The sequence below is a fragment of the Lelliottia sp. 489 genome (genome assembly GCF_050435885.1).
GTDB classification, from domain to species: Bacteria; Pseudomonadota; Gammaproteobacteria; order Enterobacterales; family Enterobacteriaceae; genus Enterobacter; species Enterobacter nimipressuralis.
This window is the reverse complement of sequence record NZ_JBNDLC010000011.1, coordinates 1-16,374: the sequence shown is the minus strand read 5'-3', so window position 1 is coordinate 16,374 and position 16,374 is coordinate 1. Positions and strand designations below refer to the sequence as shown.

The following is a 16,374-nucleotide window of genomic DNA, read 5'->3' as shown; positions in this document are numbered from 1 at the left end:
ACACTTCATGCACATTTGACTGATTAGCAGGCACTGAGATGGTTGAAGATTCACAAGAAACAACGCACTTTGGCTTTCAGACTGTCGCCAAAGAGCAGAAAGCAGACATGGTGGCCCACGTATTCCATTCCGTGGCGGCAAAGTACGATGTCATGAATGACCTGATGTCATTCGGCATTCATCGCTTGTGGAAGCGTTTCACTATCGACTGTAGCGGTGTTCGCCGTGGTCAAACCGTTCTGGATTTAGCCGGCGGTACCGGTGATTTGACCGCAAAATTCTCCCGCATGGTCGGTGAAACGGGCCGCGTTGTACTGGCTGATATCAACGATTCCATGCTGAAAATGGGGCGCGAAAAACTGCGCAACATCGGCGTGGTCGGTAACGTTGAATATGTACAGGCTAACGCCGAAGCCCTGCCGTTCCCCGATAATACGTTCGACTGCATCACCATCTCTTTCGGTCTGCGTAACGTTACCGAAAAAGAAAAAGCGCTGCGTTCCATGTATCGCGTGCTGAAGCCGGGTGGACGTCTGCTGGTGCTGGAGTTCTCCAAACCAATTATTGAGCCGTTGAGCAAAGCGTACGACGCCTACTCGTTCCACATTTTGCCGCGTATTGGCGAATTAGTGGCAAAAGACGCAGAAAGCTATCGCTATCTGGCGGAGTCTATCCGTATGCACCCGGATCAGGACACCCTGAAAGCCATGATGCAGGATGCCGAGTTTGAAAACGTTGAGTACTTCAACCTGACGGCGGGTGTTGTTGCGCTGCATCGCGGCTACAAGTTCTGACTGGAGGCAACGTATGCCTTTTAAACCGTTAGTCACCGCAGGCATCGAGAATGTCCTGAATACCTTTTTGTATCGCTCGCCTGCGTTGAAAACGGCGCGCCAGCGGCTAAACGGCAAGGTACTTCGCGTGGTGCTAAAAGAGTTCTCGACGCCGCTGGTGCTGGTGTTCAGCGAACGTCAGCTGGATGTCGTGGGCGAGTGGGAAGGCGACGCCGATTGCTCTGTCATTACGCACATGAGCGTGCTGCCAAAACTGCGTGACCGTCAGCAACTCACGGCGCTAATCCGCAGCGGTGAGCTGGAAGTCGAAGGCGATATTCAGGTGGTGCAAAACTTCGTCGCACTGGCCGATCTGGCTGAGTTTGACCCGGCGGAGCTGCTGGCACCTTATACCGGTGACATCGTGGCTGAAGGCATCGGCAAGTTTCTGCGCGGCGGGTCGTCCTTTTTACGTAAAGGAGCGCAGCGCCAGCAACGCTACGTGGCTGAAGTGCTGACCGAAGAGTGGCAAATGGCGTCCGGTCCGCTTGAGATGGCGTGGTTTGCAGAAGAAACCGCCGCTGTCGAACGCGCGGTTGACGCGCTAACCCAACGGCTGGAAAAACTGGAGGGCAAATGACGCCTGGTGAAATTCGGCGCCTCTACTTTATCGTCCGCACCTTTTTGAGTTACGGGCTCGACGAGCTTATCCCCAAAATGCGTATTACGCTGCCGCTGCGATTCGGGCGGCGCATGTTGTTCTGGATGCCAAACCGTCATAAAGATCAGCCGCTCGGCGAGCGGTTGCGACTGGCGTTGCAGGAGCTCGGCCCGGTTTGGATTAAATTTGGGCAGATGCTCTCTACTCGCCGCGATCTCTTCCCACCGCAAATTGCCGATCAGCTGGCGTTGCTTCAGGACCGCGTTGCACCCTTCGACGGTGCACGTGCCAAGCAGCAGATTGAAGAGGCGATGGGCGGCATTCCTGTTGAAACCTGGTTCGATGATTTTGAGATCACCCCGCTGGCCTCTGCCTCCATTGCGCAGGTGCATACTGCGCGCCTGAAAGAGAACGGCAAAGAGATCGTCATTAAGGTGATTCGCCCGGATATCCTGCCAATCATTAAAGCAGACATGAAGCTGATTTATCGTCTGGCTCGCTGGGTCCCGCGCCTGTTGCCGGATGGTCGTCGTCTGCGCCCAGTCGAAGTGGTACGTGAGTACGAAAAAACGCTGATCGATGAACTGAATTTACTGCGCGAAGCGGCCAACGCCATTCAGCTGCGCCGTAACTTTGAAAACAGCCCGATGCTGTATGTGCCTGAGGTCTATTCGGACTATTGCAGTCAGAACATGATGGTGATGGAGCGCATCTACGGCATTCCCGTCTCGGATGTGGTGGCGCTGGAAAATCAGGGCACCAACATGAAACTGCTGGCCGAGCGCGGCGTGCAGGTCTTCTTCACTCAGGTATTCCGCGACAGCTTTTTCCACGCCGACATGCACCCAGGTAATATTTTTGTCAGCTACGAACATCCGGAAGATCCGAAATACATCGGCATCGACTGCGGTATTGTCGGCTCGCTGAACAAAGAAGATAAACGCTATCTGGCAGAGAACTTTATCGCCTTCTTTAATCGCGATTACCGTAAGGTGGCCGAGCTGCACGTGGATTCGGGGTGGGTTCCGCCGGATACCAACGTCGAAGAGTTCGAGTTTGCGATCCGCACCGTCTGCGAGCCGATTTTTGAGAAGCCGCTGTCAGAAATCTCATTTGGCCACGTTCTGCTGAATCTCTTTAACACCGCGCGACGCTTCAATATGGAAGTGCAACCGCAGTTAGTTTTACTTCAGAAAACACTACTTTACGTTGAGGGCGTAGGCCGCCAGCTCTATCCTCAGTTAGACTTATGGAAAACAGCGAAACCTTTCCTTGAGTCGTGGATTAAGGATCAGGTGGGCCTTCCTTCGCTGGTGCGTGCGTTTAAAGACAAAGCGCCGTTCTGGATCGAAAAAATGCCAGAGATCCCTGAACTGGTTTACGACACTTTGCGTCAGAGCAAGAACCTTCAGCACAGCATGGATAAAATCGCCAGCGAGCTTCAGTCCAATCGCGTGCGTCAGGGGCAGTCTCGCTACCTCTTTGGCATTGGCGCTACCTTGTTGCTCAGCGGCACGCTGTTGCTGATCAACCGCCCGGACTGGGAGATGATGCCCGCCTGGGTGATGGCCGGAGGCCTTGTGGTCTGGCTGATCGGCTGGAGAAAAACGCGCTGAATTTGCGTCGCTATCGCCAGGTTGCATACGTATAATGCAACCTGATTAATTAATCATCTATCGAGGATGTAGTATGGGTGGTATCAGTATCTGGCAATTGTTAATCATTGCCGTCATCGTCGTGCTGCTGTTCGGCACCAAAAAGCTCGGTTCTATCGGTTCCGACCTTGGCGCGTCCATCAAAGGCTTCAAGAAAGCCATCAGCGATGATGAAGACAAGCAAGAAAAATCCAGCCAGGACGCGGATTTCACGGCTAAAACCATCGCAGACAAACAGGACGAAGCCAAAAAGGAAGACGCTAAACGCCACGATAAAGAGCAGGTGTAAGTCGTGTTCGATATTGGTTTTGGTGAACTGCTGCTGGTATTCGTGATTGGCCTGATTGTATTAGGCCCGCAACGTCTGCCGGTGGCAGTAAAAACTGTCGCAGGCTGGGTACGCGCGCTGCGCTCGCTGGCCACGACGGTGCAAAATGAACTGGCGCAGGAACTCAAGCTCCAGGAGTTTCAGGACAGCCTGAAAAAGGTTGAAAAGGCGAGCATGGATAATCTGTCGCCTGAGCTGAAAGCCTCGATGGATGAATTGCGTGAAGCTGCGGAGTCCATGAAGCGTTCTTACAGCGTCAACGATCCTGAAAAAGCGAGCGATGAAGCGAACACTATTCGTAATCCGCTGGTAAAAGATAGCGACGCTCAGCGCGAAGGCGTTACGCCTGCCGAAGCGGAGCATCAGGCCAGTGCGCCATCGCAAGCCCCTGATCTGCAAGAGCCCGTCCCTGCACAAGAGCCTGAGGTAAAACCGAAAGCCGCAGAAGCAAAAGCCGCCGCGCCCGTTTCCGAATCCGCCCCCTCGTCGAGTGATAAAGCGTAAACATGGCAGTAGATGATACTCAACCACTTATTACGCACCTCATTGAGCTGCGTAAGCGTCTGTTAAACTGCATTATTGCCGTTTTCCTGATTTTCTTGTGCCTGGTCTATTTCGCTAACGATATCTATCAGGTTGTCTCCGCGCCGTTGATTAAGCAGATGCCGCTGGGTGCAACGATGATTGCCACCGATGTGGCGTCGCCGTTCTTCACGCCAATCAAGCTGACCTTCTGGGTCTCGCTGATTGCGTCTGCGCCGGTGATTCTGTACCAGGTGTGGGCGTTTGTGGCGCCAGCGCTCTACAAACATGAACGTAAGCTGGTGATCCCACTTCTGGTCTCCAGCTCGCTGCTGTTTTATATCGGCATGGCCTTTGCCTACTTCGTCGTCTTCCCGCTGGCCTTCGGCTTCCTGACGCACACCGCGCCGGAAGGGGTGCAGGTCTCGACGGACATCGCCAGCTACCTAAGCTTTGTGATGGCGCTGTTTATGGCGTTCGGCGTGGCCTTCGAGGTGCCGGTCGCGATCGTCCTGCTCTGCTGGATGGGCGTCACCACGCCGGAAGATCTGCGTAAGAAACGCCCGTATATGCTGGTGGGCGCGTTCGTGGTCGGAATGTTGCTGACGCCGCCGGATGTCTTCTCGCAAACCCTGCTGGCGATACCGATGTACTGCCTGTTTGAGGTTGGCGTGTTCTTCTCGCGCTTCTATGTGGGCAAACGTCGCTCACGGGATGACGAAGAAGATGAGCCAGAGAATCCGACAGAAGAGTAAAACCAGCCGCCCGACAGGGCGGTTGTCATATGGGAGAGAGCATGTTTGATATCGGTTTAAATCTGACCAGTTCGCAGTTTGCTAAAGATCGTGATGAGGTGGTGGCGCGTGCCTTTGCCGCGGGCGTCAACGGGCTGTTGCTGACGGGCACCAACCTTCAGGAAAGCGAACATGCGCAGCAGCTGGCGCAAGGCTTTGAGCACTGCTGGTCAACCGCAGGCGTGCATCCTCACGACAGTAGCCACTGGAATAATGAAAGCGCCGGAACGCTGTATGCGCTGGCGAAAACAGCAGAGGTGGTGGCGATTGGTGAATGTGGTCTCGATTTTAACCGCAACTTTTCTACCCCTGCCGAGCAGGAGAAGGCGTTTACTGTGCAGCTGGCGCTGGCGGCAGAACTCGGGATGCCGGTGTTTATGCATTGCCGCGACGCCCACGAACGTTTTCTGACGCTGCTGGAACCCTGGCTGGATAAGCTGCCTGGCGCGGTGCTGCACTGTTTTACCGGCTCCCGCCAGGAGGCTATCGAGTGTCTGGATCGCGGGCTGTACCTGGGCATTACCGGCTGGGTGTGCGATGAACGACGTGGACTGGAGCTGCGCGAGCTGCTGCCGGTTATTCCTGCCGATCGGCTGTTAGTCGAAACGGATGCACCGTACCTTCTGCCGCGTGATATGCGGCCCAAACCTGCATCACGACGCAACGAACCGGCTTATCTTGGCCATATCGTTGAGCGGATCGCGCACTGGCGGGGCGAAGAATTGCAGTGGCTGGACGCACAGACGGATGAAAACGTCCGTCGCCTGTTCGGCGTGACGTTTTAAACCTTGCGGAATTCGGTATTCTTGACGCTCTGACGTACCTGTTTATTAAGGAAGTTCAGCAGCAGCATGGAGCGCGCTTCGCCGTCTGGCTCGGCAAATATTGCCTCAAACCCTTCGAATGCCCCTTCGGTGATAACAACGCTATCGCCGGGGAACGGCGTTTCAGGGTCGGTAATATCTTCCGGCTGTTTGTAGACCGAAAGCTGGTGGATCACCGTCGACGGCACGGTGGCCGGATGCGCGCCAAATCGCACGAAGTGGCTGACACCCCGCGTGGCATTGATGGTGGTAGTGTGGATCACTTCCGGGTCGAATTCGACGAAAAGGTAGTTAGGGAACAGCGGCTCACTGACTGTTGTACGCTTGCCGCGCAGCATTTTTTCGAGCGTAATAACAGGCATCAGACAATTGACTGCCTGACGCTCAAGATGTTCCTGCGCACGCTGAATTTGCCCGCGTTTGCAATACAGTAAATACCAGGCTTGCATAATCACTCTTTCCCTTTGTTCGCGGCGCAAGCATATCAAAACCCCGAAGGGATCGCTAAGGTGATTATAATGGCCGAAAGCGGAAGTTGAGGCAGAACTTCACGCTTATTTAACAAAATTACAGCGTCATGATGACGAACGCCGTATAATGAAGCGCTTACAGAGAGGCCATGACTAACTGCATGAAATACCACGATCTACGCGACTTCCTGGCGCTGCTGGAAAAGCAGGGCGAACTCAAACGCATTACGCTCCCTGTTGATCCTTATCTGGAAATGACAGAAATCGCTGACCGCACCCTGCGTGCCGGTGGCCCCGCGTTGCTGTTTGAAAATCCGAAAGGTTATTCCATGCCGGTGCTCTGCAACCTCTTCGGCACGCCTAAGCGTGTGGCGATGGGGATGGGCCAGGAAGATGTCAGTGCGCTGCGTGAAGTCGGTAAACTGCTGGCATTCCTGAAAGAGCCAGAGCCGCCGAAAGGCTTCCGCGATCTGTTCGACAAACTGCCGCAGTTTAAGCAGGTGTTGAATATGCCAACCAAACGCCTGCGCGGTGCGCCGTGCCAGCAGAAAATCCTCGAAGGCGATGCCGTCGATCTGACCAAAATCCCTATCATGCAGTGCTGGCCTGAAGATGCCGCGCCGCTGATCACCTGGGGTTTGACGGTTACCCGTGGCCCGCATAAAGAGCGTCAGAATCTCGGTATTTATCGCCAGCAGCTGATTGGCAAAAACAAACTGATTATGCGCTGGCTGTCGCATCGCGGCGGTGCGCTTGATTTCCAGGAGTGGTGTGCGGCACATCCGGGCGAGCGTTTCCCGGTTTCAGTGGCGCTCGGTGCCGATCCGGCGACCATTCTCGGCGCCGTGACGCCGGTGCCTGATACATTGTCGGAATACGCTTTCGCAGGCCTGCTGCGTGGCACCAAAACCGAAGTGGTGAAGTGTATTTCTAACGACCTGGAAGTGCCTGCCAGCGCGGAAATCGTGCTTGAAGGCTATATCGAACAGGGCGAGCTGGCACCGGAAGGGCCTTATGGTGACCATACGGGATACTACAATGAAGTGGATAGCTTCCCGGTGTTTACCGTTACGCATATTACGCAGCGTGAAGATGCGATTTATCACTCGACCTATACCGGCCGTCCGCCGGATGAGCCTGCTGTATTAGGCGTCGCACTGAATGAAGTGTTCGTACCGATTCTGCAAAAGCAGTTCCCGGAAATTGTCGATTTCTATCTGCCGCCAGAAGGGTGTTCCTATCGCCTGGCTGTGGTGACGATGAAGAAACAGTACGCAGGTCACGCCAAGCGCGTGATGATGGGCGTGTGGTCATTCCTGCGCCAGTTTATGTATACCAAATTTGTTATTGTCTGTGATGACGACGTCAATGCCCGCGACTGGAATGACGTTATCTGGGCCATCACCACGCGTATGGACCCGGCGCGCGACACGGTGTTAGTGGAAAATACACCGATTGATTATCTGGATTTTGCCTCGCCGGTTTCTGGGCTTGGTTCAAAAATGGGACTGGATGCCACCGATAAATGGCCCGGCGAAACTGAGCGTGAATGGGGTCGCCCGATTAAAAAAGATCCTGAAGTGACCGCGCGAATTGACGCGATTTGGGACGAGTTGGCCATATTGAATGACGGTAAGCCCGAGTCTGACCGTTAAGCCCTATAGACTTCCCGACAGAGAGAGCGAATGACAACCTTAAGCTGTAAAGTGACCTCGGTAGATGCTATCACCGACACCGTATATCGCGTCCGTTTGGTTCCGGAGGCGGCGTTCTCTTTCCGCGCTGGCCAATATTTGATGGTGGTGATGGATGAACGTGATAAGCGCCCTTTCTCTATGGCGTCTACGCCAGCGGAGCAGGAATTTATTGAGCTGCATATTGGTGCGTCAGAGCTTAATTTGTATGCCATGGCGGTGATGGACCGTATTCTGAAAGAGCGTGAAATCAATGTCGATATCCCGCACGGCGAAGCCTGGCTGCGTGAAGACGAAGATCGTCCGCTGATTCTGATTGCCGGGGGAACGGGCTTCTCCTATGTGCGTTCGATTCTGCTGACTGCGCTGGCGCAAAACCCGGACCGCGACATCACCATTTACTGGGGCGGTCGCGAAGAGAAACATCTCTACGATCTTTCCGAGCTGGAAGCACTGAGCGTAACGCACCCGAATCTGCGCGTTGAGCCTGTAGTTGAGCAGCCGGAAGAGGGCTGGCGCGGGCGCTCAGGTACGGTGCTGACAGCGGTGTTGCAGGATCACGGGACGCTGGCCGGACACGATATCTATATTGCCGGGCGTTTTGAGATGGCGAAGATTGCTCGCGACCTGTTCTGCCATGAGCGTGATGCGCGGGAAGATCGCCTGTTCGGCGATGCGTTTGCGTTTATCTAAATAAAAAACCCGCCCCTGACAGGCGGGAAAAACGGCAACTAAATCATTTATTCTGTTACAGGCCGGGGAGCGTAACGCCCCCGGCCTTCTCATTACACCCGCTCAAACACCGTCGCGATCCCCTGACCCAACCCGATACACATCGTCGCCAGACCAAACTGAGCGTCTTTGCGTTCCATCAGGTTGATAAGGGTGGTGCTGATACGCGCGCCCGAACAACCCAGCGGATGACCCAGCGCGATCGCGCCGCCGTTGAGGTTGATCTTCTCGTCGATCTGCTCCATCAGCCCCAGATCTTTAATGCACGGCAGGATCTGCGCGGCGAACGCCTCATTCATCTCAAACATGTCGATATCGCTGGCCGTCAGCCCGGCTTTTTTCAGCGCCAGTTTTGACGCCGGAACCGGGCCGTAACCCATAATCGAGGGATCGCAGCCCACTACGGCCATGGAACGGACGCGAGCGCGCGGCTTCAGGCCTAACTCGCGAGCGCGGCTTTCGCTCATCACCAGCATCGCCGCTGCACCGTCGGAAAGGGCAGAGGATGAGCCTGCCGTCACCGTGCCGGTCACCGGGTCAAACGCCGGACGCAGCGTGGAAAGCGCTTCGACGGTGGTTTCCGGGCGGATCACTTCGTCGAAGTAAAACTGTTTCAGTACACCGTCAGCGTCGTGGCCGCCGGTCGGGAGGATCTCATTTTTAAAGGCGCCGGACTGCGTGGCGGCCCAGGCGCGGGCATGAGAGCGCGCAGCAAAGGCGTCCTGCATTTCGCGGCTGATGCCGTGCATGCGGGAGAGCATTTCGGCGGTCAGCCCCATCATGCCTGCGGCTTTCGCCACGTTACGGCTCATGCCTGGGTGGAAATCGACGCCGTGGCTCATCGGCACGTGGCCCATGTGCTCGACGCCACCGACCATACAGACCTGCGCATCGCCGGTCATGATCATGCGAGCCGCATCGTGCAGCGCCTGCATTGACGAACCGCACAGACGGTTGACGGTGACCGCCGGAACCGAATGCGGGATTTCGGCCAGCAGGGAAGCGTTACGGGCGATGTTAAAACCCTGCTCAAGTGTTTGTTGTACGCAGCCCCAGTAAATATCATCCAGCGCAGCCGCTTCCAGCGCAGGATTACGCGCCAGCAGACTACGCATCAGGTGCGCGGAGAGATCTTCCGCACGCACGTTGCGGAATGCGCCGCCCTTCGAACGGCCCATCGGGGTGCGAATTGCATCGACAATGACAACCTGTTCCATTGTGACTCCTTAAGCCGTTTTCAGCTCGCCAACCGGACGGGCAGGCGCAACTGGGGGATAGTACGGTTCGTTATGACGCGCTTTATTACGCAGGCCTTCCGGCACGTCATACAACGCCCCGAGATGCTGATAGTGCTGCGCCATGTCGAGATACTTCGCGCTGCCGAGCGTATCCAGCCAGCGGAACGCACCGCCGTGGAACGGAGGGAAGCCGAGGCCGTAGACCAGCGCCATATCTGCTTCTGCCGGGCTTGCGATAATGCCTTCTTCCAGGCAACGCACCACTTCGTTGACCATCGGGATCATCATGCGGGCGATAATCTCTTCGTCGCTGAAATCACGTTTTGCCTGGCTGACGCCAGCCAGCAGATCTTCAACGGCAGCATCGTCCTCTTTCTTCGGCTTGCCTTTGCTATCTTCTTTATAACGCCAGAAACCCAGACCGTTTTTCTGCCCAAAGCGACTGGCGTCGAACAGCGCATCGATGGCGTCGCGATAATCTTTCTGCATCCGCTGTGGGAAACCCGCGGCCATCACAGCCTGCGCATGGTGCGCCGTATCAATGCCGACCACGTCAAGCAGATACGCCGGGCCCATTGGCCAGCCGAATACTTTTTCCATCACTTTGTCGACTTTGCGGAAATCCGCGCCGTCGCGCAGCAGCTGGCTGAATCCGGCAAAGTACGGGAAGAGCACGCGGTTGACGAAGAAGCCTGGGCAGTCGTTTACCACAATTGGGGTTTTGCCCATTTTGCTGGCCCACGCCACCACTTTGGCGATGGTTTCGTCGGAGGTTTTTTCCCCGCGAATCACTTCGACCAGTGGCATACGATGGACCGGGTTAAAGAAGTGCATGCCGCAGAAGTTTTCCGGGCGCTTCAAGACGCTCGCCAGTTCGCCAATCGGAATGGTCGAGGTGTTGGACGCCAGAACCGTATCCGGGCGCACTTTCTCTTCCGTTTCTGCAAGTACCGCTTTTTTCACTTTCGGGTTTTCGACGACCGCTTCAACGACGATGTCCACGCGGTCAAAACCGGTGTACTCCAGCGTTGGCTGAATGGTTGAGATCACACCCGACAACTTCAGACCGTCAATTTTGCCGCGCTCAAGCTGTTTGTTGAGCAGCTTGGCCGCTTCGTTCATGCCCAGCGTCAGGGATTTCTCGTTGATATCTTTCATCACTACCGGCACGCCTTTCCAGGCCGACTGGTAGGCAATCCCACCGCCCATAATCCCTGCGCCGAGTACCGCCGCGTGTTTTGGCGTTTCAACGTTTTTGGTGAGTTGTTTGGCTTTCCCTTTCACGTACTGATCGTTGAGGAAAATGCCGACCAGCGCGCGTGCTTCGCTGGTGTGCGCCAGCGGCACGAAGCTTTGGTTTTCTAATTTAAGCGCGTCTTCGCGGCCAAAGCGTGCGGCGGCTTCAATGGTTTTAACGGCGGTGATCGGTGCCGGATAGTGTTTTCCGGCGGTCTGCATCACCATGCCTTTGGCAATGGTAAAGCTCATGGTGGCTTCAATTTTGCTGAGTTTCAGCGGCTCAAGCTTCGGCTGGCGTTTGGCTTTCCAGTCGAGATCGCCATTGATCGCCTGACGCAGAATGCTGATCGCACCGTCGCGCAGTTTTTCCGGCTTCACGATGCCGTCAATCAGGCCAATTTTAAGCGCCTGATCTGCGCCTACGTCTTTACCTGCAGCAATAATTTCCAGCGCGCTGTCGGCGCCCAACATACGTGGCATACGTACGGAACCGCCAAAGCCCGGCATGATGCCCAGCTTGGTTTCCGGCAGGCCGATGCGCAGATCCGGCGTGGCGAGACGATAGTCTGTTGCCAGCACGCATTCGCAGCCGCCGCCCAGCGCGTAGCCGTTGACGGCAGAGATCGTGGGAACAGGAAGATCTTCCAGGCGGTTAAAGACGCTGTTGGCAAAATGCAGCCACTGGCTGAGCTGTTCTTCCGGCACCTGGAACAGGGAGAGGAACTCGGTGATGTCGGCACCGACAATAAAGGCGGCTTTCTCAGAACGCAGCAGCAGCCCTTTCAAATCAGATTGTTTTTCGAGGACATCCAGCGCGTGGCCGAGGCTGGCCACCGTCGCGGTGTCGAGTTTGTTGACTGAGCCGGGGGCATCGAACACCAGTTCGGCGATGCCATCTTCCAGCCAGTCTACGTACAGGGTGTCGCCTTTGTAGAGCATGTCAGTCTCCTGAATCCAGCAATTGGATCTGGTCATACCAGATGAAGTCGAGTGTGGAATTTATGTTAATAAAATGCAAATCACTCATTAAATAAATGCTGCATTGATCACGCTCGGTGGAAATCACGCAGTAAAAGCGAGGTGTGCTAAGATGCGAAGACTTGAGCTCAATAAAGAAAGGAAGAATGATGGACTCACTGGCCTCACTTTATAAAAATCATATTGTTACGTTACAGGAACGTACCCGCGATGTACTGGCCCGCTTTAAGCTCGATGCGCTGCTTATTCACTCTGGTGAGCTGGTCAACGTCTTCCTGGATGACCATCCGTATCCCTTCAAGGTAAATCCGCAGTTTAAAGCCTGGGTACCGGTGACGCAGGTTCCCAACTGCTGGCTGTTGGTGGATGGCGTGAACAAGCCGAAACTGTGGTTCTATCTGCCGGTCGATTACTGGCACAACGTGGAGCCGCTGCCGACCAGCTTCTGGACCGAAGAAGTGGATGTGATTGCCCTGCCAAAAGCCGACGGTATCGGCAGTCAGCTGCCTGCTGCGCGTGGCAACATCGGGTATATTGGTCCGGTGCCAGAACGTGCTCGGGGTCTGGATATTTCTGCGGATAACATCAACCCGAAAGGCGTGATTGATTATCTGCACTATTACCGTTCGTATAAGACCGACTATGAACTCTCCTGCATGCGCGAAGCGCAGAAAACGGCGGTGAACGGTCATCAGGCGGCCCAGGAAGCCTTCCTTTCCGGGATGAGCGAGTTCGACATTAATCAGGCGTACCTGACGGCGACCGGCCATCGCGATACGGACGTGCCTTACAGCAACATCGTGGCGCTGAATGAGCATGCTTCCGTGCTGCACTATACAAAACTGGATCACCGCGCGCCGGCCGAGATGCGCAGTTTCCTGCTGGATGCGGGCGCTGAATACAACGGTTATGCAGCCGATCTGACCCGTACCTGGGCGGCGAACGCCGATACGGATTTCGCGCAGCTGATCAAAGATGTCAATGACGAACAGCTGGCGCTTATCAGCACCCTCAAAGCGGGTACCAGCTACGTCGATTACCACGTTCAATTCCATCAGCGCATCGCCAAACTGCTGCGTAAACATCAGATTCTGACGGATATGAGCGAAGAGGCGATGGTGGAAAACGATCTCACTGGGCCGTTCATGCCGCACGGGATTGGTCATCCGCTGGGCCTGCAGGTTCATGATGTGGCTGGCTTTATGCAGGATGATACCGGCACCCATCTGGCTGCGCCGTCGAAGTATCCATACCTGCGCTGCACCCGTGTGCTGCAACCGCGCATGGTTCTGACCATTGAGCCAGGCATTTACTTCATCGACTCTCTGCTGCAGCCGTGGCGTGAAGGCCCGTTCAGCAAACACTTCAACTGGCAGAAAATTGAGGCGCTGAAGCCGTTCGGTGGCATTCGTATCGAAGATAACGTGGTGATTCACGAAAACAGCATCGAGAACATGACGCGAGATCAGAAACTGGCGTGATGGACAGCTGGCTGATACCGGCTGAGCCGGTCACCTTCGTCGAAGAGATCAAAAAGAGCCGCTTTATCACGCTGCTGGCCCATACGGACGGCGTGGAGGCGGCGAAAGCCTTTGTTGAATCTGTTCGCGCAGACCATCCCGATGCCCGCCACCACTGCGTGGCGTGGGTCGCCGGTCCGCCCAATGATTCGCAACAGCTTGGCTTTTCTGATGATGGTGAGCCCGCAGGAACAGCGGGTAAACCGATGCTCTCTCAGTTGATGGGAAGCGGCGTCGGGGAGATCACCGCCGTGGTGGTTCGCTACTACGGCGGCATCCTGTTAGGAACCGGTGGGCTGGTAAAAGCCTACGGCGGAGGAGTGCAGCAGGCGATTAATCTGCTGCAGACGGTCCGCAAAACGCCACTTACCGAATATACTTTGTTGTGTGATTACGCTCAGTTATCTGGCATCGAAACGCTGCTTAAAAACGTTAACGGCGTGATTGTGCAGAGTGATTACCAGGCGACGGTACAATTACGCGTGGCGCTTCCTCAGGCGGAACTGGCGGCTTTTTCAGCAAAACTGGCTGATTTTAGTCGTGGTGCGTTGCAATTACTGCCGATTGAAGAATAATCCCCACCTTACTTTTTGAATACCAAAGGAACGGCAGAGATGCATTTTCGTGCCATAACCCGAATTGTTGGACTGCTGGTCATACTCTTTTCCGGGACGATGATCCTCCCAGGGCTGGTAGCGCTTATCTATCGGGACGGCGCGGGGCGTGCGTTCACGCAGACCTTTTTCGCCGCGCTGGTGATTGGCTCTATCCTCTGGTGGCCTAACCGTCGCGAGAAGGGCGAGCTGAAGTCCCGCGAGGGCTTTCTGATTGTGGTGCTGTTCTGGACCGTGCTGGGGAGCGTGGGTGCGCTGCCGTTTATCTTCGCGGAACAGCCGAATCTAACCGTGACCGACGCGTTTTTTGAATCCTTTTCCGGGTTAACGACCACGGGGGCGACCACGCTGGTGGGGCTGGACTCGCTACCGCATGCCATTCTCTTTTATCGCCAGATGCTGCAATGGTTTGGCGGTATGGGGATCATCGTCCTCGCCGTGGCGATTCTCCCGATACTGGGCGTCGGTGGGATGCAGCTCTATCGTGCTGAAATGCCAGGCCCCCTGAAAGATAATAAGATGCGTCCGCGTATTGCCGAGACGGCAAAAACGCTCTGGTTCATCTACGTGCTACTGACCGTCGCGTGTGCGCTGGCCCTGTGGTTTGCCGGGATGCCTGCCTTCGATGCGATTGGCCACAGTTTCTCCACGATTGCGATTGGCGGGTTTTCGACTCACGACGCCAGCGTGGGCTATTTCGATAGCCCGACTATCAACACTATTATTGCTATCTTCCTGCTGATCTCCGGCTGTAACTACGGCCTGCACTTCTCTTTATTGAGTGGGCGTAGCCTGAGGGTGTACTGGCGCGATCCTGAGTTCAGGATGTTTATCGGCGTGCAACTGACGCTGGTTATCATTTGTACGCTGGTGCTGTGGTTCCACGATGTTTACAGCTCGGCCGTGATGACCCTTAACCAGGCTTTCTTCCAGGTGGTGTCGATGGCTACGACGGCGGGCTTTACCACGGACAGCATTGCCCGCTGGCCGCTGTTCCTGCCGGTACTACTTCTGTGCTCTGCTTTTATCGGCGGCTGTGCGGGGTCCACGGGCGGGGGCCTTAAGGTCATCCGTATTCTGCTGCTGTTCAAGCAGGGTAACCGTGAACTGAAACGTCTGGTACACCCGAATGCGGTTTATAGCATTAAGCTTGGCAACCGCGCGCTGCCGGAACGTATTCTTGAAGCGGTGTGGGGCTTCTTTTCTGCCTACGCGCTGGTCTTTATCGTCAGCATGCTGGCGATTATCGCCACCGGCGTTGATGATTTCTCGGCGTTTGCTTCCGTAGTAGCAACGCTCAATAACCTTGGGCCGGGGCTTGGCGTGGTGGCGGATAACTTTGCCAGCATGAATCCGGTAGCGAAGTGGATCCTGATTGCCAATATGCTGTTCGGGCGTCTTGAAGTATTCACATTGCTGGTGCTGTTCACCCCAACATTCTGGCGCGAGTAAGGATCTAGCTGGTGAAGACACTTATTTTATTTTCGACACGTGATGGTCAGACGCGTGAGATCGCCTTTTATCTGGCGTCTGAATTGAAAGAGCAGGGCGTTTACGCTGATGTGGTGAATCTCAATCGGACGGAAGATATTCACTGGCAGGATTACGATCGCGTGGTGATTGGCGCTTCTATTCGTTATGGCCATTTCCATCCTGCGCTGGATCGCTTTGTGAAAAAACATCTGGCGACACTAAACAGCCTGCCCGGTGCGTTCTATTCGGTGAACCTGGTTGCACGTAAAGCGGAGAAACGCACGCCGCAGACCAACAGCTATACGCGTAAGTTCTTATTGAACTCGCCGTGGCAGCCAGAACGCTGTGCTGTGTTTGCGGGCGCACTGCGTTATCCACGCTATAGCTGGTATGACCGCTTTATGATCCGCCTCATTATGAAGATGACCGGGGGGGAGACGGATACCCGTAAAGAAGTGGTTTATACGGACTGGCCGCAGGTGGCCAGTTTTGCGCGGGAAATCGCACAATTAACGGTCGATTCGCGGGTTTAATCGACGGTGAGTTTGAAAAATAAGCGAACGATAACTTTTTTCGATTTTATGCTTGTCACCCCAGAATAACTCCCTATAATGCGCCTCCACTGACACGGAACAACGGCATACACGCCGCCGGGTTAGCGGGGTTCAGAGATGAACACCAACAGAGATAAGCGAAAATAAAGCTTGACTCTGAAGCGGGAAAGCGTAATATGCACACCCCGCGCCGTTGAGAAAAACGAAGCGGCACTGCTCTTTAACAATTTATCAGACAATCTGTGTGGGCACTCAAAGTGACATGGATTCTAAACGTCGCAAGACGCTAAATGAATACCAAAGTC

The 16,374-nt window shown here is 55.1% G+C and carries 16 protein-coding genes; 13 read left to right on the top strand and 3 right to left on the bottom strand.

From position 1 onward, the window contains the following. Nucleotides 1-38 precede the first annotated feature (38 nt). The 7 genes from ubiE to tatD all read left to right on the top strand — a co-directional run bounded on the left by ubiE (nucleotide 39) and on the right by tatD (nucleotide 5,518). Complete coding sequence (gene ubiE / locus ABIE11_RS21055) at nucleotides 39-794, top strand: bifunctional demethylmenaquinone methyltransferase/2-methoxy-6-polyprenyl-1,4-benzoquinol methylase UbiE (protein WP_100778460.1); 756 nt, start codon at nucleotides 39-41, stop codon at nucleotides 792-794. 13 nt (nucleotides 795-807) lie between these two features. Then, nucleotides 808-1,413: a ubiquinone biosynthesis protein UbiJ gene (ubiJ, locus tag ABIE11_RS21050; RefSeq protein ID WP_429185337.1), complete on the top strand. Its 606-nt coding sequence runs from the start codon at nucleotides 808-810 to the stop codon at nucleotides 1,411-1,413. Further along, entirely contained in the window at nucleotides 1,410-3,050 is a 1,641-nt protein-coding gene (gene ubiB, locus ABIE11_RS21045) for a ubiquinone biosynthesis regulatory protein kinase UbiB (protein ID WP_100778462.1), read from the top strand. Before ubiJ ends, ubiB begins: the two co-directional genes overlap by 4 nt. 73 nt (nucleotides 3,051-3,123) lie before the next feature. Further along, entirely contained in the window at nucleotides 3,124-3,378 is a 255-nt protein-coding gene (gene tatA, locus ABIE11_RS21040; RefSeq protein ID WP_100778463.1) for a Sec-independent protein translocase subunit TatA, read from the top strand. A gap of 3 nt (nucleotides 3,379-3,381) precedes the next feature. Next, the gene (gene tatB, locus ABIE11_RS21035) at nucleotides 3,382-3,921 is read left to right on the top strand and encodes a Sec-independent protein translocase protein TatB (protein WP_102105638.1); all 540 of its coding nucleotides are present in this window, start codon (nucleotides 3,382-3,384) and stop codon (nucleotides 3,919-3,921) included. A 2-nt stretch (nucleotides 3,922-3,923) separates the two neighbouring features. Further along, nucleotides 3,924-4,694: a Sec-independent protein translocase subunit TatC gene (tatC, locus tag ABIE11_RS21030; protein WP_100778465.1), complete on the top strand. Its 771-nt coding sequence runs from the start codon at nucleotides 3,924-3,926 to the stop codon at nucleotides 4,692-4,694. 41 nt (nucleotides 4,695-4,735) lie between these two features. Next, nucleotides 4,736-5,518, top strand: coding sequence for a 3'-5' ssDNA/RNA exonuclease TatD (gene tatD, locus ABIE11_RS21025; protein WP_429185336.1), 783 nt, complete (start codon nucleotides 4,736-4,738; stop codon nucleotides 5,516-5,518). Here the strand turns inward: tatD and rfaH are convergent. Continuing rightward, complete coding sequence (gene rfaH, locus ABIE11_RS21020) at nucleotides 5,515-6,006, bottom strand: transcription/translation regulatory transformer protein RfaH (RefSeq protein ID WP_102105636.1); 492 nt, start codon at nucleotides 6,004-6,006, stop codon at nucleotides 5,515-5,517. The genes tatD and rfaH overlap by 4 nt on opposite strands. Before the next feature lie 170 nt (nucleotides 6,007-6,176). On the opposite strand from rfaH, the gene ubiD reads away from it, so the two are divergent. After that, entirely contained in the window at nucleotides 6,177-7,682 is a 1,506-nt protein-coding gene (ubiD, locus tag ABIE11_RS21015) for a 4-hydroxy-3-polyprenylbenzoate decarboxylase (protein ID WP_429185335.1), read from the top strand. Between the two features lie 30 nt (nucleotides 7,683-7,712). Beyond that, nucleotides 7,713-8,414 carry an NAD(P)H-flavin reductase gene (gene fre / locus ABIE11_RS21010; protein ID WP_100778469.1) on the top strand — a complete coding sequence of 234 codons (702 nt, stop codon included), beginning with the start codon at nucleotides 7,713-7,715 and terminating at the stop codon, nucleotides 8,412-8,414. Nucleotides 8,415-8,506: 92 nt separating this feature from the next. On the opposite strand, the gene fadA is transcribed toward fre, so the two are convergent. Both fadA and fadB read right to left on the bottom strand, forming a co-directional pair. Beyond that, nucleotides 8,507-9,670, bottom strand: coding sequence for an acetyl-CoA C-acyltransferase FadA (fadA, locus tag ABIE11_RS21005; RefSeq protein WP_429185334.1), 1,164 nt, complete (start codon nucleotides 9,668-9,670; stop codon nucleotides 8,507-8,509). A 9-nt stretch (nucleotides 9,671-9,679) separates the two neighbouring features. Next, nucleotides 9,680-11,869, bottom strand: a complete 2,190-nt coding sequence (fadB, locus tag ABIE11_RS21000; RefSeq protein WP_107702653.1) for a fatty acid oxidation complex subunit alpha FadB — start codon at nucleotides 11,867-11,869, stop codon at nucleotides 9,680-9,682. 188 nt (nucleotides 11,870-12,057) lie between these two features. Here fadB and pepQ point away from each other — a divergent pair, with 188 nt between their 5' ends. The 4 genes from pepQ to hemG are packed head-to-tail and all read left to right on the top strand — an operon-like array spanning nucleotide 12,058 to nucleotide 16,048. Beyond that, nucleotides 12,058-13,389 (top strand): Xaa-Pro dipeptidase, encoded by a 1,332-nt coding sequence (pepQ, locus tag ABIE11_RS20995; RefSeq protein WP_107702654.1) that lies wholly within the window; start codon nucleotides 12,058-12,060, stop codon nucleotides 13,387-13,389. Further along, entirely contained in the window at nucleotides 13,389-14,003 is a 615-nt protein-coding gene (locus ABIE11_RS20990; protein ID WP_429185374.1) for an IMPACT family protein, read from the top strand. The genes pepQ and ABIE11_RS20990 overlap by 1 nt, the downstream gene beginning before the upstream one ends. A 39-nt stretch (nucleotides 14,004-14,042) precedes the next feature. Beyond that, entirely contained in the window at nucleotides 14,043-15,494 is a 1,452-nt protein-coding gene (gene trkH, locus ABIE11_RS20985; protein ID WP_100778474.1) for a Trk system potassium transporter TrkH, read from the top strand. Nucleotides 15,495-15,505: 11 nt separating this feature from the next. Then, nucleotides 15,506-16,048, top strand: coding sequence for a menaquinone-dependent protoporphyrinogen IX dehydrogenase (gene hemG, locus ABIE11_RS20980; protein WP_429185333.1), 543 nt, complete (start codon nucleotides 15,506-15,508; stop codon nucleotides 16,046-16,048). Nucleotides 16,049-16,374: the final 326 nt, after the last annotated feature.